At 71.7% G+C, this 24973-nt stretch carries 22 protein-coding genes and 1 pseudogene; 12 read left to right on the plus strand and 11 right to left on the minus strand.

The features are described from left to right. Window positions 1–4: 4 nt before the first annotated feature. Window positions 5–1510, minus strand: coding sequence for an oligopeptide:H+ symporter (locus ABZ898_RS20920; RefSeq protein WP_361660797.1), 1506 nt, complete (start codon window positions 1508–1510; stop codon window positions 5–7). Between the two features lie 485 nt (window positions 1511–1995). On the opposite strand from ABZ898_RS20920, the gene ABZ898_RS20925 reads away from it, so the two are divergent. Together ABZ898_RS20925 and ABZ898_RS20930 are read left to right on the plus strand one after the other, a co-directional pair. Then, window positions 1996–2673 (plus strand): response regulator transcription factor, encoded by a 678-nt coding sequence (locus tag ABZ898_RS20925; RefSeq protein WP_361660800.1) that lies wholly within the window; start codon window positions 1996–1998, stop codon window positions 2671–2673. 59 nt (window positions 2674–2732) lie between these two features. Beyond that, window positions 2733–3998 (plus strand): ATP-binding protein, encoded by a 1266-nt coding sequence (locus ABZ898_RS20930; RefSeq protein ID WP_361660803.1) that lies wholly within the window; start codon window positions 2733–2735, stop codon window positions 3996–3998. On the opposite strand, the gene ABZ898_RS20935 is transcribed toward ABZ898_RS20930, so the two are convergent. After that, entirely contained in the window at window positions 3995–4483 is a 489-nt protein-coding gene (locus ABZ898_RS20935; protein WP_361660806.1) for a GtrA family protein, read from the minus strand. The two genes, ABZ898_RS20930 and ABZ898_RS20935, sit on opposite strands and share 4 nt — an antisense overlap. A gap of 196 nt (window positions 4484–4679) precedes the next feature. On the opposite strand from ABZ898_RS20935, the gene ABZ898_RS20940 reads away from it, so the two are divergent. The 5 genes and pseudogenes from ABZ898_RS20940 (at window position 4680) to ABZ898_RS20960 (ending at window position 8243) form a co-directional block, all read left to right on the plus strand. Then, window positions 4680–5819, plus strand: coding sequence for a 5-(carboxyamino)imidazole ribonucleotide synthase (locus tag ABZ898_RS20940; protein WP_361660808.1), 1140 nt, complete (start codon window positions 4680–4682; stop codon window positions 5817–5819). Further along, window positions 5816–6337 (plus strand): 5-(carboxyamino)imidazole ribonucleotide mutase, encoded by a 522-nt coding sequence (gene purE, locus ABZ898_RS20945; RefSeq protein WP_361660811.1) that lies wholly within the window; start codon window positions 5816–5818, stop codon window positions 6335–6337. Before ABZ898_RS20940 ends, purE begins: the two co-directional genes overlap by 4 nt. 6 nt (window positions 6338–6343) lie before the next feature. Beyond that, a pseudogene (locus tag ABZ898_RS20950) lies at window positions 6344–7523 on the plus strand (dipeptidase). Window positions 7524–7713: 190 nt separating this feature from the next. Next, window positions 7714–7986: a type II toxin-antitoxin system prevent-host-death family antitoxin gene (locus ABZ898_RS20955; protein WP_361660814.1), complete on the plus strand. Its 273-nt coding sequence runs from the start codon at window positions 7714–7716 to the stop codon at window positions 7984–7986. Continuing rightward, complete coding sequence (locus tag ABZ898_RS20960; RefSeq protein ID WP_361660816.1) at window positions 7983–8243, plus strand: Txe/YoeB family addiction module toxin; 261 nt, start codon at window positions 7983–7985, stop codon at window positions 8241–8243. Before ABZ898_RS20955 ends, ABZ898_RS20960 begins: the two co-directional genes overlap by 4 nt. A 13-nt stretch (window positions 8244–8256) precedes the next feature. Here the strand turns inward: ABZ898_RS20960 and ABZ898_RS20965 are convergent, their stop codons facing one another. Next, complete coding sequence (locus ABZ898_RS20965; protein WP_361660819.1) at window positions 8257–8616, minus strand: VOC family protein; 360 nt, start codon at window positions 8614–8616, stop codon at window positions 8257–8259. A gap of 82 nt (window positions 8617–8698) precedes the next feature. On the opposite strand from ABZ898_RS20965, the gene ABZ898_RS20970 reads away from it, so the two are divergent. Beyond that, the gene (locus ABZ898_RS20970) at window positions 8699–9205 is read left to right on the plus strand and encodes a CGNR zinc finger domain-containing protein (RefSeq protein ID WP_361660821.1); all 507 of its coding nucleotides are present in this window, start codon (window positions 8699–8701) and stop codon (window positions 9203–9205) included. Window positions 9206–9313: 108 nt separating this feature from the next. On the opposite strand, the gene ABZ898_RS20975 is transcribed toward ABZ898_RS20970, so the two are convergent. Continuing rightward, on the minus strand, window positions 9314–10657 hold the full coding sequence (locus ABZ898_RS20975; RefSeq protein WP_361660824.1) for a UDP-glucose/GDP-mannose dehydrogenase family protein: 1344 nt from the start codon (window positions 10655–10657) through the stop codon (window positions 9314–9316). Window positions 10658–10847: 190 nt separating this feature from the next. Between ABZ898_RS20975 and ABZ898_RS20980 the strand changes: the two genes are divergently transcribed. Continuing rightward, on the plus strand, window positions 10848–12008 hold the full coding sequence (locus ABZ898_RS20980) for an acyl-CoA dehydrogenase (protein WP_361660827.1): 1161 nt from the start codon (window positions 10848–10850) through the stop codon (window positions 12006–12008). Window positions 12009–12068: 60 nt separating this feature from the next. Here the strand turns inward: ABZ898_RS20980 and ABZ898_RS20985 are convergent, their stop codons facing one another. Beyond that, window positions 12069–13340 carry an LCP family protein gene (locus tag ABZ898_RS20985; RefSeq protein WP_361660828.1) on the minus strand — a complete coding sequence of 424 codons (1272 nt, stop codon included), beginning with the start codon at window positions 13338–13340 and terminating at the stop codon, window positions 12069–12071. 119 nt (window positions 13341–13459) lie between these two features. Here ABZ898_RS20985 and ABZ898_RS20990 point away from each other — a divergent pair, with 119 nt between their 5' ends. After that, a complete protein-coding gene (locus ABZ898_RS20990; RefSeq protein ID WP_361660831.1) occupies window positions 13460–14008 on the plus strand; it encodes an acyl-CoA thioesterase in 549 nt (182 codons plus the stop codon). A 36-nt stretch (window positions 14009–14044) separates the two neighbouring features. Here the strand turns inward: ABZ898_RS20990 and ABZ898_RS20995 are convergent, their stop codons facing one another. Beyond that, window positions 14045–15418 (minus strand): LCP family protein, encoded by a 1374-nt coding sequence (locus tag ABZ898_RS20995; protein ID WP_361660901.1) that lies wholly within the window; start codon window positions 15416–15418, stop codon window positions 14045–14047. 258 nt (window positions 15419–15676) lie between these two features. On the opposite strand from ABZ898_RS20995, the gene ABZ898_RS21000 reads away from it, so the two are divergent. Further along, window positions 15677–16705 (plus strand): glycosyltransferase family 2 protein, encoded by a 1029-nt coding sequence (locus tag ABZ898_RS21000; RefSeq protein WP_361660834.1) that lies wholly within the window; start codon window positions 15677–15679, stop codon window positions 16703–16705. 93 nt (window positions 16706–16798) lie between these two features. Here ABZ898_RS21000 and ABZ898_RS21005 read toward each other — a convergent pair whose 3' ends face one another. The 4 genes from ABZ898_RS21005 to ABZ898_RS21020 all read right to left on the minus strand — a co-directional run bounded on the left by ABZ898_RS21005 (window position 16799) and on the right by ABZ898_RS21020 (window position 22563). After that, window positions 16799–18280 (minus strand): LCP family protein, encoded by a 1482-nt coding sequence (locus ABZ898_RS21005; protein ID WP_361660904.1) that lies wholly within the window; start codon window positions 18278–18280, stop codon window positions 16799–16801. Between the two features lie 218 nt (window positions 18281–18498). Then, on the minus strand, window positions 18499–20250 hold the full coding sequence (locus tag ABZ898_RS21010) for an LCP family protein (protein ID WP_361660837.1): 1752 nt from the start codon (window positions 20248–20250) through the stop codon (window positions 18499–18501). A gap of 234 nt (window positions 20251–20484) precedes the next feature. Further along, on the minus strand, window positions 20485–21654 hold the full coding sequence (locus tag ABZ898_RS21015) for an LCP family protein (RefSeq protein WP_361660839.1): 1170 nt from the start codon (window positions 21652–21654) through the stop codon (window positions 20485–20487). A 153-nt stretch (window positions 21655–21807) separates the two neighbouring features. Beyond that, complete coding sequence (locus tag ABZ898_RS21020) at window positions 21808–22563, minus strand: TIGR03089 family protein (protein ID WP_361660842.1); 756 nt, start codon at window positions 22561–22563, stop codon at window positions 21808–21810. 261 nt (window positions 22564–22824) lie between these two features. Here ABZ898_RS21020 and ABZ898_RS21025 point away from each other — a divergent pair, with 261 nt between their 5' ends. Further along, window positions 22825–23907 (plus strand): NDP-sugar synthase, encoded by a 1083-nt coding sequence (locus ABZ898_RS21025; protein ID WP_361660845.1) that lies wholly within the window; start codon window positions 22825–22827, stop codon window positions 23905–23907. Window positions 23908–23913: 6 nt separating this feature from the next. Here the strand turns inward: ABZ898_RS21025 and ABZ898_RS21030 are convergent, their stop codons facing one another. Then, entirely contained in the window at window positions 23914–24939 is a 1026-nt protein-coding gene (locus tag ABZ898_RS21030) for a DNA-3-methyladenine glycosylase 2 family protein (RefSeq protein WP_361660848.1), read from the minus strand. Window positions 24940–24973: the final 34 nt, after the last annotated feature.

Raw genomic sequence — 24973 nt, forward strand, 5'->3', positions numbered from 1 at the left:
CAGGTCAGTTGACGTCGCCCATCAGGGCCTTGACCTTCTTGCGGTACATCCAGACCGCGACGCCCGCGAGGACGGCCAGTATGGCCTCCAGGGCGACGAAGCCCATCTTGTCGAGGTTCACCCCGCCGACGGCCGGGTTCGACAGCAGAGCGGTGACCGAGTCGCCCGCGGTGACCGCGAGGAACCAGACGCCCATCATCTGCGAGGCGTACTTCTTCGGCGCCATCTTCGTCGTCACCGACAGACCCACCGGCGACAGCGTCAGCTCACCGACGGTCTGCACGAAGTAGATCGCCACCAGCCACATCGCCGCGGCCTTGTGACCGCCCTCGGCGATCGACAGCGGAGCGAGGAAGAGGAAGAAGGACGCGCCGACCAGCACCAGACCGGAGCCGAACTTCACGATCGTGCTCGGCTCCTGGCCGCGCCGGTTCAGCCAAAGCCACAGCCAGGCGAAGACCGGGGCCAGCGCCATGATCATGATCGGGTTGACCGACTGGTACCAGGAGACCGGGAAGCCCCAGCCCGCGATGGTGTTCTTCGCCGAGTTGTCGGCGAACAGCGACAGGGTCGAACCACCCTGGTCGTAGATCATCCAGAAGACGGCGGCGGCGACGAAGAACCAGATGTAGGCGGAGACCTTCGAGCGCTCGGCCGGCTCCAGGTCCTTGTCGCGGTAGATCCGGGCGATCACCAGGATCGGCACGACCAGGCCGATGACCGTCAGCGGGATCAGCGCCCAGTTCAGCGTGAAGTGGCCGGTGCCGCCCACGAGGCCGTAGAAGACCGCGGCGATGGCGAGCCAGATCAGGCCCTTGCGCAGCGTGGACTTCTTCTCCTCGGCGGACAGCGGGGTCGGGACCTCGCTGCTCTTCTCGGCGAGGTGGCGGCCGCCCAGCATGTACTGGACGAGACCCAGCGCCATGCCGAGCGCGGCCAGCGCGAAGCCGAGGTGCCAGTTGACGTTCTCGCCCACCGTGCCGATGGCCAGCGGGGCGATGAAGGCGCCCAGGTTGATGCCGATGTAGAAGAGGGTGAAGCCACCGTCACGGCGCGGGTCGTCCACGCCCTTGTACAGGTGGCCGACCATCGTCGAGATGTTGGCCTTCAGCAGACCCGAGCCGATGGCGACCAGCACCAGACCCACGTAGAAGCTCGCGGCGACCGGCAGCGCCAGGCACAGGTGGCCCAGCATGATGATGAGACCGGAGACGGCCACCGTCTTGCGGGGACCGAGCAGACGGTCGGCGACCCAGCCACCGGGCAGGGCGAGCAGGTACACGAGCGACAGGTACACCGAGTAGATCGCGGTCGCGGTGCCCGCGCTCAGGTGCAGGCCGCCCGGAGCGACCAGGTACAGCGGGAGCAGGGCCCTCATGCCGTAGTAGGAGAACCGCTCCCACATCTCGGTCATGAAGAGAGTGGCCAAGCCGCGGGGGTGGCCGAAGAAGGTCTTCTCGGAACCCGGAGACTCCGGGCGGACCGAGTCCTTCGTCAGGCTGGACGCCATGGTCGTTCCTTGCTGGTCGGGACGCGCGATGGAGCGCTGCGCGCCCGGTGGGGGTGTGGCCGGCACCGGCAGGGTCGGACGTCCGCCCCCACGCCCTGGGGGTTCCCGCGTCGAGAGCGGAGGACGGCGACCACCGGGATCCACGCTCCGACGCGTCACTGCGTACGGAGCCCGGCCAGAGGTCATTCCTTTCAAGGCTGAGCGGAGTCAGCCCGCACAGAAAGGGAGACCCTCGGCGTCACGCGCCCGCCAAAAGGTCCCCGATGTGCTACAGGCGTTCAGGTCACCATACGGCAGGACACTGCCGGATATGGAAGGACTTGAGACACGGATCACAGGGTTCCGGGGAACTGTGCGACCTGTTTCCAAGGTCTCTTACACGATCGCATCCCGCCGGCACTGGTTTGTACCAGCAGGGTACAAAGGTAAGAGCACTGCCGCCGACCACACCTCGGTCCTACGCGCGGGCGGTCTACCATCAGCTCATGACCCGTGTACTGCTCGCCGAGGACGACGCGTCCATCTCGGAGCCGCTGGCCCGCGCTCTGCGCCGGGAAGGTTACGAGGTCGAGGTGCGCGAGGACGGCCCCAGCGCGCTCGACGCCGGACTGCGGGGCGGAGTCGATCTCGTCGTGCTGGACCTTGGCCTGCCCGGCATGGACGGCCTCGAGGTCGCCCGCCGGCTGCGTGCCGACGGCCACACCGTGCCGATCCTCATCCTGACCGCGCGCGCCGACGAGGTGGACACCGTCGTGGGCCTGGACGCGGGCGCCGACGACTACGTCACCAAGCCCTTCCGCCTCGCCGAGCTGCTCGCCCGGGTCCGGGCCCTGCTGCGGCGCGGCTCGGCCGAGCCCCAGCAGCCGCCGGCCACGCACGGCGTGCGGATCGACGTCGAGTCGCACCGGGCCTGGATGGGCGAGGAGGAGCTCCAGCTCACGGCCAAGGAGTTCGACCTGCTGCGGGTGCTCGTGCGCGACGCCGGCCGTGTGGTCACCCGGGACCAGCTCATGCGCGAGGTGTGGGACACGACGTGGTGGTCCTCCACCAAGACGCTGGACATGCACATCTCGTGGCTGCGGAAGAAGCTCGGTGACGACGCGGCCAACCCCCGCTACATCGCCACGGTGCGCGGCGTGGGTTTCCGCTTCGAGAAGAGCTGAGGCCCGCCCGCTGACCGGCGGGGGACACTGGGGGTCCTGAGTTTCTCCGGAGGGACCCCGTGCGCCGTCGTCTCATTCAGTCCACGCTGGCCGTCGTGCTGGTGGTGATCGCCGTGTTCGGGGTCTCGCTGGTGATCGTGGAAACGCGCACGATCAGCAACAGCGCCCAGGAACGGGTCGAGTCCGAGGCGGTCCGGCTGGCCAGCATCGTGGACAGCCGCATCCTCGCCGCCGAGAACGTCAACGCCGACGTGCTGCGCAATCCGGTCAGCAAGGACCAGTACGCGGTGATCAAGATGCCCGGCCGGGCGCCGATCGAGATCGGCAGCAAGCCCGAGGGCGACGTCATCCACTCCACGCAGCACGGCGAGGAGGGCGAGACGGTCACCGTGCAGGAGCCCCGCTCCGCCGTGACCCGCGAGGTCGGCCGCACCCTGCTGATCATCGGCCTGGTCGCCCTGCTGGCCGTGATCGCCGCCGTCCTGCTCGCCGTACGCCAGGCCAACCGGCTCGCCTCCCCGCTCACCGACCTCGCCGAGACCGCCGAACGCCTCGGCTCCGGCGACCCCCGCCCCCGGCACAAGCGGTACGGCGTGCCCGAACTGGACCGCGTCGCGGACGTCCTGGACTCCTCCGCCGAGCGCATCGGCCGGATGCTGACCGCCGAACGGCGCCTGGCCGCCGACGCCTCCCACCAGCTGCGCACACCGCTGACGGCGCTGTCGATGCGCCTGGAGGAGATCACCCTCACCGACGAACCGGAGACGGTGAAGGAGGAGGCCACGATCGCGCTGGCACAGGTGGAGCGGCTCACCGACGTGGTCGAGCGGCTGCTGACCAACTCGCGCGACCCCCGTACCGGCTCCGCCGTCACCTTCGACCTGGACGAGGTCATCCAGCAGCAGCTCGCCGAGTGGCGCCCCGCCTACCGCAGCGCGGGCCGCGCCATCGTCAGCTCCGGCAAGCGGCACCTGACGGCGGTCGGCACGCCGGGCGCGGTCGCCCAGGTGCTGGCCGCGCTGATCGAGAACTCGCTGATGCACGGCGGCGGCACGGTCGCCCTGCGCACCCGGGTCACCGGCAACCAGGCCGTGATCGAGGTCACCGACGAGGGCGCGGGCGTCCCGGCCGACCTCGGCGCGCGGATCTTCGAGCGGACCATCAGCGGCCGCAACTCCACCGGCATCGGCCTCGCCGTCGCCCGCGACCTCGCCGAGGCCGACGGCGGCCGGCTGGAGCTGCTCCAGACCCATCCGCCGGTGTTCGGCCTGTTCCTGTCCCGCACCGCCCCCGCCCACAAGGCGGGCGAGGCGACGGTCCGCTAGCGGACCCGCTCGGGGTTCTCCGGCTCGTGCCGGGCCACCGGCTCCTCGCCGGTACCCGCGTCGGGCAGCGCCCGGAACACCCAGGTCCGGTACGACCAGAAGCGGAACAGGGTGGCGACGCCGATGCCGACGAACTTGAAGACGTTGCTCTGCAGCGGGCTGTCCCAGCCGAACCCGTAGGTGGCGAGGTACAGCACCCCGTTCTCGATCACCAGGCCGATCGCGCTGAACACCAGGAACAGCATCAGCTCGCGAGGGCGTCCGCCCTTGTCGCGGTCCCGGTACGTCCAGTAGCGGAAGCCCAGGTAGTTGAAGATGATGGCCACGATCGTGGCGATGATGCTGGCCCGCACCACGGGCAGGTCGGATGCGTGCCGGACCAGGTTGAACACACCGAGGTTGACCAGGACCCCGGCCCCTCCGACCGCGCCGAACTTGGCCACCTCACGGGCGAGCCGGTGCAGCCCCGAGGAACGACGTTCCATGGCTGTGCAGCTCCCGTCCATAGGTTCTTCTCGGCCCGGCCATGCTATCCACGCGATCCCTCACATGCCCGCGTGGCGGGCCCCGGCGGGGAAACGGGTCGGCAAGAGGTAGGCAAGGGGCGGGTAAGAGATCGGCGCCGCGGCGGCTCTCCTGCCGGAAGTCCGGGCCGGTCCGTACGGCCGATACGCTAGGGGGGTGACGTTCCCGGTAGTCGGCATGGTCGGCGGGGGGCAGCTCGCGCGTATGACGCACGAGGCGGGCATCCCGTTGGGCATCAGGTTCAAGCTCCTCAGTGACACTCCACAGGATTCCGCGGCGCAGGTCGTGAGCGAAGTCGTCATCGGCGACTACCGCGACCTCGACACGCTGCGTGAGTTCGCGCGCGGCTGTGACGTGATCACCTTCGATCACGAGCACGTGCCCACCGAGCACCTCAAGGCACTGGAGGCGGACGGCATCCCCGTCCGGCCCGGGCCCGACGCGCTCGTGCACGCCCAGGACAAGGGCGTGATGCGCGCGAGACTCACGGAGATCGGCGTGCCCTGTCCGCGCCACCGCATCGTGCGCGACCCGGCCGACGTGGCCGCGTTCGCCGCCGAGGGCGAGGGCTTCCCCGTCGTCCTCAAGACGGTGCGCGGCGGATACGACGGCAAGGGCGTGTGGGTCGTCGACTCCGAGGCCGAGGCCGCCGAGCCCTTCCGGGCGGGCGTGCCGGTGCTGGCCGAGGAGAAGGTCGACTACGTCCGCGAACTGGCCGCCAACGTGGTCCGCTCCCCGCACGGCCAGGCCGTCGCCTACCCGGTGGTGGAGTCCCGGCAGGTCGCCGGGGTCTGCGACACGGTGATCGCGCCCGCGCCCGACCTGGACGAGTCCCTCGCGCTGCACGCCGAGCGGATGGCGCTGAACATCGCCAAGGAACTCGGCGTCGTCGGCCACCTCGCGGTCGAGCTGTTCGAGACGCGCGACGGCCGCGTCCTCGTCAACGAGCTGGCGATGCGCCCGCACAACTCCGGCCACTGGTCCATGGACGGCGCGATCACCTCGCAGTTCGCCAACCACGTGCGCGCGGTCCTCGACCTCCCCCTCGGCGACCCGCGCCCGCGGGCCCCCTGGACGGTCATGGTCAACGTCCTCGGCGGCGACTTCCCGGACATGTACTCCGCGTACCTGCACTGCATGGCCCGCGACCCGCAGCTCAAGATCCACATGTACGGCAAGGACGTCAAACCCGGCCGCAAGGTGGGGCACGTCAACACCTACGGCGACGACCTGGCCGACGTGCTGGAGCGCGCCCGGCACGCAGCCGGCTACCTGAGAGGCACGATCACCGAATGAGCCCCGTTGTTGGCATCGTCATGGGGTCGGACTCCGACTGGCCCGTCATGGAGGCCGCCGCCAAGGCCCTCGACGAGTTCGAGATCCCGTACGAGGTGGACGTCGTCTCCGCGCACCGGATGCCGCGCGAGATGGTCGCCTACGGGGAGCAGGCCGCCGGCCGGGGGCTCAAGGCGATCATCGCCGGCGCGGGCGGCGCGGCCCACCTGCCCGGCATGCTCGCCTCGGTGACGCCGCTGCCGGTCATCGGCGTGCCGGTGCCGCTGAAGTACCTCGACGGCATGGACTCGCTGCTGTCGATCGTGCAGATGCCGGCCGGGGTGCCGGTCGCCACCGTCTCCGTCGGCGGGGCCCGCAACGCCGGGCTGCTGGCCGCGCGGATGCTCGCCGCGCACGACGAGGACCTCCAGCAGCGCATGCGCGACTTCCAGCAGGAGCTGAACGACCAGGCCACGGAGAAGGGCAAGCGCCTGCGCGCCAAGGTCGAGGGCTCGGCCGGATTCGGATTCGGGAAGTAGACGCGGATGACCTCTCTGGACGAAGCCCGCGCGCTGCTGCGCGAGTTCCCGGTGGTCGACGGCCACAACGACCTGCCGTGGGCGCTGCGCGAGCAGGTCGCCTACGACCTGGGCGCGCGGGACATCGCCGGTGACCAGGGCGCGCATCTGCACACCGACCTGCCCCGCCTGCGCGAGGGCGGGGTCGGCGCGCAGTACTGGTACGGTGTACGTCCGCTCGGACCTGCCCGACGCGGTGCCCGCCACGCTGGAGCAGATCGACTGTGTGACGCGGCTGATCGAGCGGTACCCGGCCGAGCTGGCGCCCGCGCTGACGGCGGCCGACATGGAGGCGGCCCGCGCCTCCGGGCGGATCGCCTCGCTGATGGGGGCCGAGGGCGGCCACTCCATCGCCAACTCCCTCGGCACGCTGCGCGGCCTGTACGCGCTGGGCGTCCGCTACATGACCCTCACCCACAACGACAACGTGGACTGGGCGGACTCGGCGACCGACGAGCCGAAGGCGGGCGGTCTGACGGCCTTCGGCCGTGAGGTCGTCCGCGAGATGAACCGGCTCGGCATGCTGGTCGACCTCTCCCACGTCGCGGCGACGACGATGCGGGACGCGCTGGACGCCACCTCGGCGCCGGTGATCTTCTCGCACTCCTCCGCCCGTGCCGTCTGCGACCACCCGCGCAACATCCCGGACGACGTCCTGGAGCGGCTGCCGGCCAACGGCGGCATGGCGATGGTGACCTTCGTGCCGAAGTTCGTCCTCCAGGCCGCCGTGGACTGGACGGCCGCCGCCGACGACAACATGCGCGCGCACGGCCTGCACCACCTCGACACCACCGAGGAGGGCATGAAGGTCCACCGGGAGTTCGAGGAGCGCCACCCGCGCCCCGTCGCCACGGTCTCCACGGTCGCCGACCACCTCGACCACATGCGCGAGGCCGCCGGCATCGACCACCTCGGCATCGGCGGCGACTACGACGGCACCGCCTTCACCCCGGACGGCCTGAACGACGTCTCCGGCTACCCGAACCTGATCGCGGAGCTCCTCGACCGCGGCTGGTCCAGGCCGGACCTCGCCAAGCTGACCTGGCAGAACGCGGTCCGCGTCCTGGGCGCCGCGGAAGACGTCGCCCGAGAGCAGCGCGCCGCCCGCCCGGCCTCCACTGCGACGATCGGGTCGCTGGACGGCTAGCCGTCGAGGGCGGGGTAGTCGGTGTAGCCGTCCGCCCCGCCCACCTACATCAGGTACTGCTCGCGCAGCGGGTGAGCGGGGCGCCTCGCCGCCCCGGGGTGAGTGACGCACCGTTCCGGGATGCCTGGTACCGAAAGGTGGTACATATAGCGTACCGGCTTTCGGTACCGCCAGGAAGGGTGACGCGACGATGACCATAAGCGCGAGTGAGGCACGCCGGGACCTGTTTCCCCTGATCAAGCGCGTCAACGACGACCACACGCCGGTCCGGATCAGTTCCAGGAGCGGAGACGCCGTCCTGATGTCCGCCGAGGACTACGAGTCCTGGCAGGAGACGGTGTACCTGCTGCGTTCACCCGCGAACGCGCGGCGCCTCATGGAGGCGGTCGCCCGCGACAAGGCGGCGGCCGCCGCCGTCACCAAGTCGCTGGACGAACTGCGCGAACTGGCCGGTGAGGAGTGAGGAGCGTCCACTTCGATCCCGACGCATGGGAGGACTTCCTCTTCTGGCTGGCCTCCGACCGCCGGATGGCGCGCCGGATCACGCGGCTGATCGCGGAGATCCAGCGGGACCCCTTCACGGGCATCGGCAAGCCGGAACCGCTCAAGGCCGACCTCTCCGGGTACTGGTCCCGACGGATCGACGACGAGCACCGGCTGGTGTACCGGGCCGACGACAAGGAAGTGAAGATCCTCAAAGCCCGGTACCACTACGGCTGACCCACCCGCCGCCTCAGCACGCGCACAGGCAGAACGGGTGGCCCGCCGGGTCGGCGTAGACGCGCCAGTCGCGGTCGGGGGTGTCGGTGTCCAGGGGCTTGGCGCCCAGGGAGAGGATCTGGCGTTCGGCCGTGTCGAGGTCGGGGACCGTGAGGTCCAGGTGGAACTGCTGCGAGGCCTCCGGGGCCGGCCAGGCCGGGGGTACGTGGCCGGGGGCGCGCTGGAAGGCGACGGTCTGCCCGGTGGGGGTGCGCAGGTCCGCCCAGTCGGCGTCCCCCTCCACCGTGCCGCCCAGGATCTCGGCGTAGAACCCGGCCAGTGCCCCGGGGTCGGGACAGTCCAGGACGACCGCGCCCAGTTCGGCGAGAGCCATGAGTTCCTCCTCAGTTACTCGTAAGGCACAGCAACCGGTAACGGTTACCTCATGGTCCCGTATGAGGGGTAACGTCGCAAGCATGAGTGAGAGATCGGCCGCACCGGGCGGCCTCGCCCTGGTGGAGTCCCTGGTGAACACCCTGGACATCGAGAGCGGCCGCGACACGCTCGACACCGCGGAGGGCCGCGCGGCGCTCGGGATCGGCGACGGCGAGCTGGACACCGCCCGCGCGCTGCGCGAGTCGCTGCGCGCCGCGCTCCTCGCGCACGCCGGGCACCCGCCGCACGCCCGGATCACCCCGCTCGGCGAACTGCTCGCGCGGGCCCCGCTGCATGTCACCGTCGACGACGGCGACGGCTCCGCCGCCCTCGCCCCCGCCGACACCGGCCCGCTGCTCTCCCGCGTCGCCGCCGCCGTGGCCACGGCGCTGGTCGTGGGCACCTGGGACCGGCTCAAGGCGTGCGAGGCGCCGGCCTGCCACTGGGCGTACTACGACCGCAGCCCCGCCGGGCGGGGCCGCTGGTGCTCGATGCAGGTGTGCGGGGCGCGCGCGAAGATGCGCCGCTACCGGGCCAAGGACAGGTAAGGCGAGGGGGGTTGTCCGGTCGCCGCGCGGCCGGGTGGTGCACAATGCGCACAGACGCCGGTTCGGCCGACTGAGCCTCGGCCGAACCGGCGTCGTGCACGAGAAGGGCTACGCGGTCGGGCGGCCCATCGCCCGGTACGTCCAGCCGGCCTTGCGCCACGGCTCCGGGTCCAGCGCGTTGCGCCCGTCCAGCACCACCCGCGACGTCGCGACCTCGCCCAGCTCCGCCGGGTCCAGCTCGCGGAACTCCCGCCACTCGGTCAGGTGCAGCACCACGTCCGCGCCCCGTACCGCCTCCCGCGCCGACTCGGCGTAGCCCAGCGTCGGGAAGAGCCTGCGGGCGTTCTCCATGCCCTTGGGGTCGTACACGGTGACCTGGCCGCCCTGGAGGTGTATCTGGCCGGCCACGTTCAGCGCGGGCGAGTCCCGGACGTCGTCGGAGTCGGGCTTGAAGGTGGCGCCGAGCACCGCGACCCGCTTGCCGAGGAACGAGCCGCCGCCGAGCGCCTCCCGCGCCATCTCCACCATCTGGCCGCGCCGGCGCATGTTGATGGAGTCGATCTCCCGCAGGAAGGTGAGCGCCTGGTCCGCGCCCAGCTCACCGGCGCGCGCCATGAAGGCGCGGATGTCCTTGGGCAGACAGCCGCCGCCGAATCCGATCCCGGCGCGCAGGAACTTCTTCCCGATCCGCTCGTCGTGCCCGATGGCCTCGGCGAGCTTCACCACGTCGCCGTCGGCGGCCTCGCACACCTCCGCCATCGCGTTGATGAAGGAGATCTTGGTGGCGAGGAAGGAGTTCGCGGCCGTCTTCACCAGCTCGGCGGTCGGGAAGTCGGTCACCACGAACGGGGTGCCCTCGGCGACCGGGGTGGCGTACACCTCGCGCAGCAGCTTCTCCGCCCGTTCCCCGCGCACGCCGACCACGATCCGGTCCGGGTGCAGGGTGTCCTTGACGGCGAAGCCCTCGCGCAGGAACTCCGGGTTCCACGCCAGCTCGGCGTCGGCCCCGGCGGGCGCGTGCTCGGCGAGGTAGGCGGCGAGGCGGTCGGCCGAACCGACCGGCACCGTCGACTTGCCCACCACCAGGGCCGGGCGCCGCAGGTGCGGGGCGAGGGAGGCGACGGCGGAGTCGACGTAGCTCATGTCACAGGCGTACTCGCCGTGCTTCTGCGGGGTGTTCACGCAGACGAAGTGGACGTCGCCGAACTCCGCGACCTCCGCGAAGTCGGTGGTGAAGCGGAGCCGTCCGGTCGAGCCCTCGAAGCCCGCGACGTGCTTGCGCAGCAGCTCGTCCAGGCCGGGCTCGTACATCGGGGTCTCGCCCCGCTCCAGCATCGCGATCTTCTCGGGGACCACGTCCAGCCCGAGCACCTCGAAGCCGAGTTCGGCCATGGCCGCGGCGTGCGTGGCGCCGAGGTAGCCGGTGCCGATCACGGTGATCTTGAGGCTCATTGATGCTCCAGCCGGGGTACGTCGATGATGCGGCCCCCGAGCATAGTCGTGCCCGGGGAGTGCCTCGTCCGGGGGAAATCCCGACCTGTCGCCAAGCTCACCTATGCGGGCCGGGCGCCGCGCTCTAAACTTTCAGTTACTTAACGGTAATTAGCGTCAGTATCACTGCGTCTTTGGAGCGTGAGAGACCGTGGCCGGATCGGCTGACTTCGACCTGTACCGCCCGTCAGAGGAGCACGACATGCTCCGCGACAGCGTCCGTTCGCTGGTCGAGGCGAAGATCGCGCCGTTCGCCGCCGCCGTGGACGAGGAGGCGCGCTTCCCGCAGGAGGCGCTGGACGCGCTGGTGGCCAACGACCTGCACGCGGTCCACGTCCCGGAGGAGTTCGGCGGCGCCGGCGCGGACGCGCTCGCCACGGTCATCGTGATCGAGGAGGTGGCCCGCGCCTGCGTGTCCTCCTCGCTGATCCCGGCCGTGAACAAGCTCGGCTCCCTCCCGGTGATCCTCTCCGGCTCGGCCGAGCTGAAGAAGAAGTACCTGGGCCCGCTCGCCAAGGGCGACGCGATGTTCTCGTACTGCCTCTCCGAGCCGGACGCCGGTTCGGACGCGGCCGGCATGAAGACCAAGGCCGTGCGCGACGGCGACTTCTGGGTGCTCAACGGCGTCAAGCGCTGGATCACCAACGCGGGCGTCTCCGACTACTACACGGTGATGGCCGTCACCGACCCGAGCAAGCGCTCCAAGGGCATCTCCGCCTTCGTGGTGGAGAAGTCGGACGAGGGTGTCTCCTTCGGCGCTCCGGAGAAGAAGCTCGGCATCAAGGGCTCCCCGACCCGCGAGGTCTACTTCGACAACGTCCGCATCCCCGCCGACCGCATGATCGGCGAGGAGGGCACCGGCTTCGCCACCGCGATGAAGACGCTGGACCACACCCGCATCACCATCGCCGCCCAGGCCCTCGGTGTCGCCCAGGGTGCCCTGGACTACGCCAAGGGCTACGTCCAGGAGCGCAAGCAGTTCGGCAAGCCGATCGCCGACTTCCAGGGCATCCAGTTCATGCTGGCCGACATGGCGATGAAGATCGCCGCCGCCCGCGCCCTGACCTACCAGGCCGCGGCCGCCTCCGAGCGCGTCGACGCCGACCTCACCTTCCAGGGCGCGGCCGCCAAGTGCTTCGCCTCGGACGTGGCGATGGAGGTCACCACCGACGCCGTCCAGCTCCTCGGCGGCTACGGCTACACCCGTGACTACCCGGTGGAGCGCATGATGCGCGACGCCAAGATCACCCAGATCTACGAGGGCACCAACCAGGTCCAGCGGATCGTGATGGCCCGCAACCTGCCGAAGTAGCCGGTACGCCGAAGGCGCCTCCTCTGCCGGGCAGGGGAGGCGCCTTCGGCATGTCCGGGTTCAGTTGCCCGAGACGGTGACCTTCTCGTCGTTCTTCAACTCGTCCACCAGCGTCTTCACCTTCGCCTTGTCCCAGACGAGGTTGCCGCCGACCGAGCCGGAGACGGGCATGTTCAGGGACGTGCCGTCGCCGCTGTTGACGCCCTTCATCGCCCAGAACATCGAGGCCAGGTCGAACAGGCCCATGTCCTTGTCGACGCTGAGGGAGTCCAGGCCCGCGCCCATCGTCGGATAGAACTTGAAGGGGTTCAGCACGGTCGACGGGGTCGCCACCTGGTGGGCCAGCGCCGCGAGGAACTTCTGCTGGTTCTTGGTCCGCTCCAGGTCGGAGGCGGCGAAGGCGTGCCGGGTGCGGACGAAGGCGAGTGCCTGCTCGCCGTTGAGGGTCTGCTCGCCCGCCTGGAAGTCGGCGCCGGAGTACTTGTCCTTGAAGCCCTTGTCGATCTTGATGTCGACACCGCCGACCGCGTCCACGATGTTGGCGAAGCCCGCGAAGCCGATCTCCACGTAGTGGTCGATGTGCAGCCCGGTGTTGTACTCCACGGTCCGCGTCAGCAGGGTCGGGCCGTCCTCGGCGTAGGTCGCGTTCAGCTTCGCGTGCCGCCCGCTCGCGGGGTAGACCTTGCCGGAGGTGGAGCCCTTGTAGGAGGGGACGACCACGTCGGAGTCGCGGGGCAGCGATATCAGGGTGTCGCCGTTGGAACCGACGTGCAGGATCATCACCGAGTCGGTGCGCTGGCCCTCGGCGGAACCGGTGTGGAGTCTCTTCTTGTCCTCGCTCGACATGCCCTTGCGGCTGTCGGAGCCGACGATCAGGTAATTGGTGCCCTCGCCCTCCTCGGGGCGGTCGATCACCTGGGACAGGTCGACGTCCCGGTTCAGCTTGGAGTCGGCCCAGAAGTAGGTGCCCACCGAGGTGACGAGCAGCACGACGGCCAGGGTGATCGTGCCCACCTTGATCCGGCGGCCCCAGTTCGGCGCCGGGCGGGGGGCGCGGGTGCCGGCCGGGGCGCCGGGGCCACCCGGGCCGCCGCCGTAGACCTGGCCGGTGTTGTAACCGCTGTCGTAGCCGTCATGGCCCTGGCCGTCGACGTACGAGGGCTGCCTCGGGACCCCGCCGCCGTAGGGCGGCGCGGGGGCGCCGGGCGGCGGCGCGGCCGGGCGGCGTACCTGCCGCATCACGCGCGGGCCTTCCGGCTGCGCACCGGCGCTGCCGCGTCCGTAGCGGGGGCCGCGCTCGTCGTCGGACCATCCCTCGGGCCAGTCATTCATGCGCCCCAGTGTGCAGGGTGCCGACCGATGCCTTACAAGGGTTGTCGGAAAATCGGAGCGCCTCTGTTGCGAACCCGACATAAATTCCGCGAAAGCCGCTTCGGCATAAGGTGGGGGACATGACAGACCTGGCGCCCGCCGCTTCTCCGGAGATTCCGGGCAAGCCCACTTCCGCTTCCCGCACCACCCTCAGCCACATCATGACCCACAACGACACCAACCTGCTGGGGACGGTGCACGGTGGTGTGATCATGAAGCTCGTCGACGACGCCGCGGGCGCCGTGGCGGGCCGCCACTCCGGAGGGCCCGCCGTCACCGCGTCCATGGACGAGATGGTCTTCCTGGAGCCCGTGCGGGTGGGTGACCTGGTCCACGTCAGGGCCCAGGTGAACTGGACCGGCCGCACCTCCATGGAGATCGGCGTCCGGGTCCTGGCCGAGCGCTGGAACGAGTCCGCGCCGCCCACCCAGGTCGGCTCCGCCTACCTCGTCTTCACCGGCGTCGACGCCGACGGCAAGCCGCGCCAGGTCCCCCCGGTGCTCCCGGAGACCGAGCGCGACCGCCGCCGCCATCAGGAGGCCCAGATCCGCCGCACCCACCGCCTGGCCCGCCGCCGCGCCATCCGTGAGCTGCGCGAACGCCGCGCGGCCGAGGGCATCACGGACTGACGCCGGGCCCGCGGCGAGCCACCCCCCCCCAGGGGTTCAGGCCCGTCCCGAGCACACCACCTCGTCGCCCCTGACCACCGGCGCGTCCGGTTCGGCCACCTGCGGGGCCCGGACCGGGCGGACCGGCTTGTGGTCGGCGCCCGCCGTGACGCGCAGGACGGGGCCCAGACCGGGCACCGCGCGCAGCTCGCTGCCCGGGAGGGCGACGGCCAGGGAACGGGCGGAGCGGTCCCAGCGGGGGTCGTAGGAGATCACCGTGCGGGGGACCGGCTTCGCGGCGGTCACCGGGCGGTGGGTGGTGGCGAAGCCGGTCGCGGCCAGCTCCGCGTCCAGCTTCCGGCCGAGCCCCGCGGTGCCGGTGCCGTTCTCCACCCGGACCCGCACCGAGGACGGGGCGACCTCGACGGTCGCGGCCACCGGGCCCTTCCTCGGCGGGTGCGCGGCCAGCGGTCTGTCCTCGCGCAGGTCGGCGAAGAGCCGCTCCGACTTGGCCGGGTCCCACTTCAGGGTCGAGCCGATGCCCTTGACGGCGTACCCCATCTGCCCGATCGGCACGGTGGTGAACTCCGAGGACGAGGGCGAGAAGTTCCGCATGGCCCGGCCGAGGTCGAGCAGCTCGTCGGTGCCGAAGCCGTTGTCGGCCCGCACCGAGCCCAGCACCGCCCGGGTCACGTCCCGGAACCGCATCGGGTTGAACAGCACCCCCGAGGACGTGGCCCGCTCGATCAGCGCGGCCAGGAACCGCTGCTGGCGCTGCATCCGGCCCAGGTCGCTGGCGCCGTCCACATGCCGGGCGCGCACGTACTGCAGCGCCTGTCCGCCGCCCAGGGTGTGCGGGCCGGGCGCGAGGTCCAGCCCGGTGTAGGAGTCCTTCAGCGGGGTCGGGGTGCAGATCTTCACCCCGCCGAGCACGTCCACGGTCTTCATGAAGCTGGTGAAGTCGACCTCCAGGTAGTGGTCGACCTTCACCCGCGTCATCGCCTCCACGGTGCGCACCGTGAGCTGCGGCCCGCCCTCGGCGTACGCCGCGTTCAGCTTCATGGGGTGCGCGTGGTGCCGTTCACCGGTGGTCCGGTCGACGTGCTCGGGCACCTCGGTGTACGAGTCGCGCGGCAGGCTGACCACGCTCGCCCGCTCCCGGTCCTCGGAGATGTGCACGATCATCACCGTGTCCGTGCAGTGGCAGGGCGCGCCGCCCAGCCGGTACGCGCGCCGCTCCGCCTCGGTGATCCTGTCCCGGCCGTCGGTGCCGACCAGCAGGACGTTCATGCCGTGGCCCGCGCGGGGCCGGTTCTTCATGTCCTTGAAGGCGTCGACCCGGGCGATGCCCGAGTCCAGGCTGCTGACGACCACGTGCCCGATCCCGGCCGAGGCGAGCACCACCGCCGACAGCGCGGTCACCGCCCGCAACGGCCAGCGCGGCCCCCGCCTGCGGGCGACGGGCCGCCGCACCCGGCCTGGCGGCCGCGGCCGCCGCTGCGGCCGGGGAGCACCTCCCGCACCCCGGGCGGAGGGGGAGGGGGGCCGAGGCGGGCTGGGCAAGGGACACCTCCGGGCTGCGGCCGTACGTGGGAATGTGAGAACCGTAGGTCGATACGATCTCCAGCCCGCGTCGCGGCCGCGGCGGCGCGCACCGGTGTCCCCCATTCGCGGTAACGTGAGCCCCCTATGAACGCCAAGCCCGATGTGCGGCACCCCGCCGTGTCCGTGATCATGCCCGTGCTCGACGAGGAGCGGCATCTGCGCGGCGCCGTCCAGGCGATCCTCGCGCAGGAGTACGCCGGCGACATGGAGGTCGTGATCGCCCTCGGTCCCTCGTCGGACCGTACGGACGAGATCGCGGCCGAGCTGGTGGCCGAGGACCCGCGCGTGGTCACCGTCCCCAACCCGACCGGCCGTACCCCCGCAGCGCTCAACGCCGCGATCAAGGCGTCCCGGCACCCGGTCGTGGTCCGCGTGGACGGCCACGGCATCCTCTCGCCGGACTACATCACCACCGCCGTACGGCTCCTGGAGGAGACCGGCGCGATGAACGTCGGCGGCATCATGCACGCCGAGGGCGAGAACGACTGGGAGCACGCGGTCGCCGCCGCGATGACCTCCCGGATCGGTGTCGGCAACGCCGCCTTCCACACCGGAGGCGAGGCCGCCCCCGCCGACACGGTCTACCTCGGCGTGTTCCGCCGCGAGGCCCTGGAGCAGCAGGGCGGATACAACGAGGAGTTCATCCGCGCCCAGGACTGGGAGCTTAACTTCCGCATCCGCGAGGCGGGCGGCCTGATCTGGTTCTCGCCCGAGCTGAAGGTCTCCTACCGGCCGCGCCCGAGCGTCAGGGCGCTGGCCAAGCAGTACAAGGACTACGGCCGCTGGCGGCACGTCGTCGCCCGCTACCACGAGGGCTCCATCAACCTGCGCTATCTCGCCCCGCCGGCCGCCGTGTGCGCGATCGCGGCCGGTGTCGTGGCCGGCGTGGCGCTGACCCCCTGGGCCTTCGTGATCCCCGGCGGCTACCTGGCGGCCATCGCGCTGGGCTCGGTCCCCGCGGGCAAGGGCCTGCCGGCCAAGGCGCGGCTGCAGATCCCGGTGGCGCTCGCCACCATGCACATGTCCTGGGGCTTCGGCTTCCTGACCAGCCCCAAGGCGCTGGCCCGCAAGGTCATCGCCTCGCGCCGCCCGGCCGTGCTCGAACCCCGCTGAGCACGCGAGCCGCTGACGGTGTGACAGCAGCGCGAAAGGGCCCCTCCCGCCGCCGGGAGGGGCCCTTCCCCTTGGTTCACGCGGCCGTGCCGCCTACCACTGGTAGGGCTTGTACACGTCCATGCAGGACGACTTGTCCGAGCCGTTGATCGCGTCCGTGCCGCCCGGCAGGTCACCGGCCTTCGGCGTCTCCTGCTTCGGATAGGCGTCCCCGGCGCGCCAGTCGCCGCCGACGACGACCGTCACCCCGGAGACGTTGGTGGAACGTTCCACCTGCTTCGCCGGGATGCCCAGCGCCTTGGCCACCGCCTGCGCGTCGCCCTCCAGATCGGCGCTCGGATAACGCACCACCGTCCGGTCGGCCGACGGCGCCGCCGAGGTGTCCGCCTGCGCCAGCGCGTACCCCTTGGCCCCCAGGGCGCTCGCCACCGTGCGGGCCCGGCCGCTGACCGGGGCCAGGGTGGCGGTGCGGGTGCCGTTCTGCACCTGGACCCCGAGCCGGGCCGGGGCCGCCGAAGGCGCCTTGGCCGGCTCGGCCTTCGCGGGCGCCTTCTTGGCGGGCTTGCCGTTCTTGTCGAGGGAGACGTCCTCGCGGAGCATCTGCCACAGCTTGTCGGCGCTGCCCTGGGCGGGCAGGACGTGCGAGTTGTTCCGCGGGTCCTCGATGTTGGGCATGGTCAGCGACGTGATGCGGTTGGCCGGCACCGCCTTCAGCTCCATGCCGAGGTCGTACAGCTTCTTGACGCTGCCGATCTCGTCGGACACGGTCAGGGACTTGGTGGCCGCCTCCGCCAGGTCCATCAGCCTGCCGCTGTCGGTGAAGACGTTCTGGCCCTTCAGCGTGCGGATCATCGAGTTCAGGTACATGTGCTGGGCGCGGGCCCGCATCACGTCGCTGCCCCAGGCGTGCCGGGTGCGCAGCCACTGCAGGGCCTGCTTGCCCTGCACCTTGTGCGTACCGGCGGTCATCTTCAGGCCGGAGCCGCCGCGCTGGGCCGCGGTGGAGCGGTCCCACACGTTCTGCCTGACGCACACGTCGACCCCGCGGACGGCGTCGGCCATCCGCACCACACCGGAGAAGTCGATGGTCATCCAGTGGTCGATGTAGACGCCGGTGAGGTTCTCCCAGGTCGCCAGGGTGCAGCCGGCGCCGCCCCGGGCCAGCGTCGTGTTGATGATGTCGTTGGTCGCCGGGTAGACCCGGCCCGTCTTGGCGTCCTTGCACTCCGGGATGTCCACGCGGGTGTCCCGGGGGATGCTCACCATGGAGGCGCTGCGCCGGTCCGCGGAGACGTGGATCAGCATCTGCACGTCACCGAGGGGCGGGTTGTTGCGGTTGTCCTTGCTGCCGCCGAGCTTGACGTTCTCCGCCGAGGCCCGGCTGTCGGAGCCGATCAGCAGGATGTTCAGCGGGATCTGGCCGTCCGCGTTGGGCCGGGTGCGCTGTGCCCGGGAGTCGTCGCTGCCGCTGCGCGCTCCCGCCTGGATGTTGCCGTTGAGGTGCTCGTAGTACAGGTATCCGGCGCCGGCCGTGCCGAGTATCAGCAGCGCCAGCGTGCTCGCCGACCAGCGCAGCGCGCGCCGCCCGCCCGGCTTGCCGTCACCGCCCTTGCCCGCCCGCCTCGAGCCCCCGCCCCGTGGTGCACCGCTACCCGGCGCCCGTTCCCCGGTGTCCTGAGCCACCGAACCCCTCCCCCGAACCCGACTCTGCGACAACTGCCCGTCCCTCCACCACACACAGCAACGGGCCCGTCCCGCGCCGGGTTAGACGCACGACGGGCCCGATGGGTTACCTATGAGGCGCACCCGACCTTGTCGGCCGTGGACTTGTCACTCTCGTTCACGTCCGGCGCCTTTGCCGGTGCGGTGAGCGAGACGCCCGCCCCCTTGAAGTCCTTGCCCAGCGTGAGGTTCATCGCGGGCAGCCCCTGCGCGTTCTGCGTACTCTCGCCCGGCTTCAGCGCCGAGCCCGGCAGACCCATGAGGGCCGCCAGCTCACGCGCCTGCGGTGCCTGGTCGGGCGCGTACTCCAGCGTCGTCCTGTCCAGCTCCGCCGGGGCGTTGCCCGCGTTCTCCGACTTCAGGATGCTCTTCTCGGTCTGCATCCAGTTGAGGGTCTCCTGCGCGCTGCCGGCGACCGCGCCGCCGTTCATGACGCGCACCCGCACGTCGGACGGCGCCGACCTGCTGCCCTTCAGACGGGCGGCCTGGGCGTCCTTGGCCGCCTTCTCCTTCTTCTTGACGTCGGTGAAGGAGACGTCGCTGTTGATCGCGTCGAAGATCTGCGGACCCGTGGTCTGGTTGACCACGACGGTCGCGTGCACCTTCTCGGTGGGGTTGTCGATCACCGGGACGGTGAGGAAGGTGATGTTCTTCGGCGGCACCTTCTTCATCTCCAGCGCGATGTCCTTGAGCGTGCTCACGGACTTGATGCCCTGGTCGACGGTGAGCGCCTTGGTCGCCGCCTCGGCGAGGTCCAGCAGCTTGCGGGGGTTGGTGAGGGTGTCGCTGGAGGACATGTCCCGCATCAGCGAACCCATGAACTGCTGCTGCACCTTGATCCGGTCCAGGTCGCCCTGGTTGCCCCAGGCGTGCCGGGTGCGGACGAACGCGAGCGCCTGCTCGCCCTGGATCTTGGACTCGCCCGCGGGGAGTTCCAGGTGGGAGTCCTTGTCGTTCACCGCGTGCTTCAGGCACACCTTCACGCCGCCGACCGCCGCGGTCAGCGTCTTGACCGCGTTGAAGTCGACCATCATGAAGTGGTCCGGCGTGATGCCCGTGACCGCCTTCACCGTGCGCATGGTGCAGCCCGCGTCCCGGCCCTCCTGGCCGAGGCTGGTGTTGAAGCGGACCTGGCTGGAGCCGGGGACGATCTTCTTGCTGCCGTCGGGCTGGATCGTCTCGCAGTCCGGCACGTCCACGATCATGTCGCGGGGGATGCTCAGCGCCGTCGCGTTGGTCCGGTCCTTGGCGACGTGCAGCAGGATGTTGGTGTCCGCGTGCCCGACGCTGTTCTTGTCGCCGTAGCCCTCGTTGCCCGAACCGGTGCGCTTGTCGGTGCCGATGATCAGGATGTTGAAGGCGTCGTCCTTGCTGAAGCCCGCCTTGGCCGCGCTGCCGACGTCGGTCGCGGAGACGTTGCCTTCCAGGTGCTTGAGGTAGAGGTAGCCCGCCGAGCCCGCGACCACCAGCACCAGCGCCATACCGCCGCCGGTCCAGGCCGCGATCTTCTTGGCCTTCGACTTCTTCTTCGCCGGGCGGCGGTTGCGCCGGCCCGGCGGCTCGGGCTCGGCACCCCTGCGGCGGCGCGGCTGCGGCACCTCGGCGCCCCGCTCCGGAGCGTCCTCGCGCACCGGCGCGCCGTCCCGGCCGCGCGCGGCGCCGGGATCAGCCGGTCGTCCCCGCCGGGAAGACCGGGGCGAGGGAACCGATGACTGCGGTGCGGAATTGCCCAGTCGCAGTTCGTATTCGCCGGTGTTCGGATTGAGTACCCACTGGTCTGCGGGGTCGATGTTCTCCGCCCGCCCACGGCTTTGCGCGTCCACGGTTGTCCGAATCCTCCGTCGGGGCCACGCGGCGCCTTCCCCCTCGTAGGCGCTCGGGTCTCGGTGAAACCGGCGCACGGCCTGAGGACGGACCTCGCGGGCCGGGTGCACCGGATCGCTCACACTATCCGCCCTGTTCAGCGTCGAGCGACGCCGGTGACGAAATCCACGTTCCTAGAACTGGGCAATCCCGCTCATTCCTCTGAACAAAAGTTCGTCGATTTGGTGTGGGGATTACTCACACATGTGCGCGGCGGCGGTGCTGCCCTGATACGTGGGGGTGGCCGAGGGGGTCTCCCCGGAAGTGTCGCCGGGGGATTTGCCGCCGTTTTCCGGCGAAGTGTCCGCCACTTCGACGGGCCGGTCCACGCGCAGCCGGGCGAACAGTTCCCCGGCCTCGGGCTGCACCAGCTGGTCGCGGTCGGAGTCGTACACATACGCCTCGCGCGGCACCGTGAGGAACTGCACATGTTCGGTGGGGATGTCGCGCAGGCCCCGCACCAACCGGTACAAGCCGCGCAGACTGGCCAGCTCGGGGTCGGTGGTGAGGGCGGAGGTGGCCGCGTCCAGCACCGGATACAGCTTCACCGGGTTCAGCAGCACCCCGTCCCCGCGCACCTTCTCCACCAGCGCCCCGAGGAACCGCTGCTGGCGGTCCATCCGGTCGGTGTCGCTGCCGTCGCCGAGCGTCTTGCGGGCCCGTACGTAACCGAGCGCCTGCTCCCCGTCCAGCGTGACCCGGCCCGCGGGCAGCCTCAGCCCGGCCGCCTTGTCGTCGATCGGCTCCCGCAGGCACACCCGTACACCGCCGACGGCGTCCACCATCTGCTCGAACCCGCTGAAGTCGACCACGATGTGGTGGTCGACCCGGATGCCCGTCAGCTCCTCGACGGTACGGATCGTGCACGCCGAACCGCCCAGCTGGAAGGCGTGGTTGAGCATGGCGAACGCGGGCTCGCCCCGGCCGCCGTCCGCGAGCGGGCAGGCCGGGACGCGCACCATCAGGTCGCGGGGGAGCGAGACGGCGGTCGCGCTGCGCCGGTCGGCCGCCAGGTGCAGCAGGATCGTGGTGTCCGAGCGCGCGCTGCCCGAGTCGCGCCCGTACTTCTGGTTGCTCCCGGCCCGGGTGTCCGAACCGATCAGCAGGATGTTCTGGGCGCCCGACACCAGCGCCGTCGGCCGTTCCCGCTCGTAGCGGGCCAGCTCCCGCGCGGCCGCCTCGTCGGGCGTGATGTTGTCGCTGAGCCTGGCGTACAGCGCCCAGCCCACCCCGCCCGCCGCCAGCAGCACCGCGGCCGCGCCGACCGCGCCGCCCCGGACCCACCGCCGCCGACGCCGCCGCGCCAGTCCGTCACCGGTGGCCGAGGCGCCGGGGACGGGGGAGTGGTCCGCGGTGTCGGGCACGGCGCACCACCCCTCGCGGTCGTACGGACGTCACGTCCTGTCTCCTACGACCATGGCGGCGCACCGGGCTCCGGGCCGCCCTTTGCTGGGCCCAACGGGTGACCCGGGGGGCCTCAGGAGCCGTCTTGCCAGACGCCACTTCGCGGACACGGCCTAGTGCCGGGAGGCGGTCACCCGCTCGGTGTCGATCCGCTGGGCCAGCGCCTCGGCGGGCAGTTTGTCGAGGTTGCGGCACAGCACCACCGAGCCCCCGGCCGCCAGCGGCGCGTACAGCCCGGCGCTCAGCCCGGCCCAGGTGTCGTACGGCAGCCCCGACAGCAGCCGCGAGCCCGGCCCCGTCAGGTCGAGGCCGGGCGCGTCGGTGAGGGCGCGCTCCACCACCTCGGCGGCGCTGAACTCGGCCCCGGCCACGATCAGCGCGGGCTCCTCGGGGTCCACCGGTGCGAAGGGGACGAACCGGTCGCCCTGGCCGGGCACCTCGGCGGCGTAGTCGACGAAGCCCTCCGGGCGCTCGGGGAACCGGCCGCCCAGCGGGCGCAGCGCCATGGCGACCCGCTCGCCCCGGCAGGCCCGCGCATCCTGGAGCGTGTCCGGTCCGCTCACCACCACGTCCGCCGCGGCCGGGTCGCCCGACACGTCGGCCACCGCGCCCACCGAGGCGCACGCCAGCAGCCACACGGCCGTCTGCCAGTGCGCGGGCAGCAGCAGGGCGACCCGGTCGCCGGGGGCCACGGACAGCTCGCCCTGGAGCAGATTGGCGGTCTTGGCCACCCAGTTGGCGAAGGTGGCGACGGACAACTCGACGCGTTCGCCGGTGGCGTCGTCGTAGAAGGTCACCAGGGGGCGTCCGGCATCCGCGGCGAGCGCGGAACGCAGCAGGTCGGCTGGGGTGCGATCGGTGGCGTTCACCCGCGCAAGCGTACGCGGGCGCCGCCGGGCCCGGGGGCCGCCCGCGCGGTCCGGCCCGGCCCGCACATGACCGGCCGCCGGAGGTGGGCAGCCTTGTGGCGGGCGGCCGGCCGCCCGGGCGGACGCGTACGGCCGGGGGACGGCGCGCACCGATCTTCCCGGACACCGCGCGGCCACCGGGGGCGCGGCCGCCCGGTCTGCATACACTGGCCGGCCGGAACGAGACGTTCCGCCGGTCCCGGCAGGAAGCAGAGACGACAGGTGACAGAAGCGATCCTCCTGGTCGGCGGCAAGGGCACGCGGCTGCGGCCGCTCACGGTGCACACGCCCAAGCCCATGGTCCCGGCGGCCGGGGTGCCGTTCCTCACGCACCAGCTCGCCCGGGCGAGAGCGGCGGGCGTCGAGCACATCGTCCTCGCCACCAGCTATCTCGCCGAGGTCTTCGAACCCCACTTCGGCGACGGCTCCGCCCTCGGGCTGCACCTGGAGTACGTCACCGAGCGGGAGCCCCTCGGCACCGGCGGCGCCATCCGCAACGTGGCCGACCGGCTGCGCTCCGGCCCGGACGACCCCGTACTGATCTTCAACGGCGACATCCTCACCGGCCTCGACATCCGGGCCCTGGTCGACACCCACGAGTCCACCGGCGCCGATGTCTCCCTGCACCTGAGCAGGGTGAGCGACCCCAGGGCGTACGGACTGGTCCCCACCGACGACACCGGGCGGGTGCTGGCCTTCCTGGAGAAGCCGCAGACGCCCGAGGAGATCGTCACCGACCAGATCAACGCCGGGGCCTACGTCTTCCGCCGTTCCGTCATCGACACCATCCCCGCCGGGCGCCCGGTCTCCGTCGAGCGCGAGACCTTCCCCGGCCTGCTGGCCGCCGGGGCCCACCTCCAGGGCATGGTCGACTCCACCTACTGGCTCGACCTCGGCACCCCGGCCGCCTTCGTCCGCGGCTCGGCCGACCTGGTCATGGGCCGCGCGCCCTCCCCGGCGGTGCCCGGCCGGCGCGGCGACCGGCTGATCCTGCCCACGGCCAGGGTCGCCCCGGACGCCAAGCTGACCGGGGGCACGGTGGTGGGAGAGGGCGCGTTCGTCGCGGAGGGGGCCCGGATCACCGGGTCCGCCATCCTGCCGGGCGCGGTCATCGAGCCGGGCGCGGTCGTCACCGACTCCCTCATCGGCAGCCGGGCCCGGGTGGGCGAGCGGTCCGTGCTCACGGGGGCGGTCGTCGGCGACGGCGCCGTGGTCGGAGCCGACAACGAGCTGCGGGAAGGGGTCCGGGTGTGGTGCGACGCGCTGATCCCGGCCGGAGCGGTCAGGTTCTCCTCCGACCAGTAGCCCCGCTCACCACCTGCCGATGTCCGTCTTCCGCATCTTGGGGTGCCTGCGCGGCGGGGTGACGCCGCCGAGCAGGATGTAGCGGGCGGCCCGGTGGCGCTGGCCCTGGGAGGCGTACGGCTCCAGCAGGCGGAGCATCTCCGCGTCGTCGGCGTCCCGGTTCCCGGCCAGCGCCCAGCCGACGATGCGGGGCAGGTGCAGATCGCCCGTCGTCACCGCGTCCGGCGCGCCGTGGCTGCGCTGCACCACCTCGGCCGAGGTCCACGGCCCGACGCCGGGGACGGCCTCCAGCCGGGCCCGCGCCTCGGCCGGGGGCATCCCCGCCGTCTGCTCCAGCCGCGCGGCCAGCCGGACCGCGCGCAGGATCGTCGAGGCACGCTTGTCGTCCACGCCCGCCCGGTGCCACTCCCAGGACGGGATCAGCGCCCAGGTGCGCGGCGCCGGCATCACCCACATCGGGCGCTCGCCCGTCCCCGCGGGTCCCGGCGCGGGCTCCCCGAACCGGCTCACCAGCCGCCGCCACGCCCGGTACGCCTCGTCGGCGGTGACCTTCTGCTCCAGCACCGAGGGGATCAGCGACTCCAGCACCAGCCCGGTCCGGGTCAGCCGCAGTCCGGGGCGCCGGTGCCGGGCCAGCGCGACCAGACGGTGCCGGGGCTCGAACTGGCCGGGGTCGTCGGCCGCGCCCAGCAGCTCGGGCAGCCGCTCCAGCAGCCAGTCGGCGCCGGGCCCCCACGCCTCACCGCGCACCTCGCCGCCGCACGCGTACACGCGCAGGGTGCCCGGCCCGGCGGGGGTGCGGGCGGTGCGCCACACCGAGCCGTCGCGCGTCGCGCGGAAGGCCGGGTCGCCGGCCCCGCGCCGCAGCGGCCCCATCACCAGGCCGAGGTCGAACGGCCCGTCGGGCACGTAGGTCCGCGTCCGGGGGCCCTCCGCCTGCCGGGGCACCGTCGCGGACACCACGGGTGCCGGGATCTCCCCGCCGCGTACGGTCGTACGCGACGCGGGACGGGGGGCGAAGCGTCCTGCCACGGGGAGCGGTCCTAGGGGTGCGGGCGGTGCGTGC

Source organism: Streptomyces sp. NPDC046860 (assembly GCF_040645115.1).
Classification (GTDB): Bacteria; Actinomycetota; Actinomycetes; order Streptomycetales; family Streptomycetaceae; genus Streptomyces.

Coding starts and splice junctions, on each gene's coding strand:
- ABZ898_RS20965 (WP_361660819.1), bottom strand. CDS start 8,616: ATGGCTCTCGCCGAACTGGGCGCGGTCGTCCTGGACTGTCCCGACCCC.
- ABZ898_RS20920 (WP_361660797.1), bottom strand. CDS start 1,510: ATGGCGTCCAGCCTGACGAAGGACTCGGTCCGCCCGGAGTCTCCGGGT.
- ABZ898_RS20990 (WP_361660831.1), top strand. CDS start 13,460: ATGACAGACCTGGCGCCCGCCGCTTCTCCGGAGATTCCGGGCAAGCCC.
- ABZ898_RS20955 (WP_361660814.1), top strand. CDS start 7,714: ATGACCATAAGCGCGAGTGAGGCACGCCGGGACCTGTTTCCCCTGATC.
- ABZ898_RS20975 (WP_361660824.1), bottom strand. CDS start 10,657: ATGAGCCTCAAGATCACCGTGATCGGCACCGGCTACCTCGGCGCCACG.
- purE (WP_361660811.1), top strand. CDS start 5,816: ATGAGCCCCGTTGTTGGCATCGTCATGGGGTCGGACTCCGACTGGCCC.
- ABZ898_RS20935 (WP_361660806.1), bottom strand. CDS start 4,483: ATGGAACGTCGTTCCTCGGGGCTGCACCGGCTCGCCCGTGAGGTGGCC.
- ABZ898_RS20985 (WP_361660828.1), bottom strand. CDS start 13,340: ATGAATGACTGGCCCGAGGGATGGTCCGACGACGAGCGCGGCCCCCGC.
- ABZ898_RS21000 (WP_361660834.1), top strand. CDS start 15,677: ATGAACGCCAAGCCCGATGTGCGGCACCCCGCCGTGTCCGTGATCATG.
- ABZ898_RS20925 (WP_361660800.1), top strand. CDS start 1,996: ATGACCCGTGTACTGCTCGCCGAGGACGACGCGTCCATCTCGGAGCCG.
- ABZ898_RS20970 (WP_361660821.1), top strand. CDS start 8,699: ATGAGTGAGAGATCGGCCGCACCGGGCGGCCTCGCCCTGGTGGAGTCC.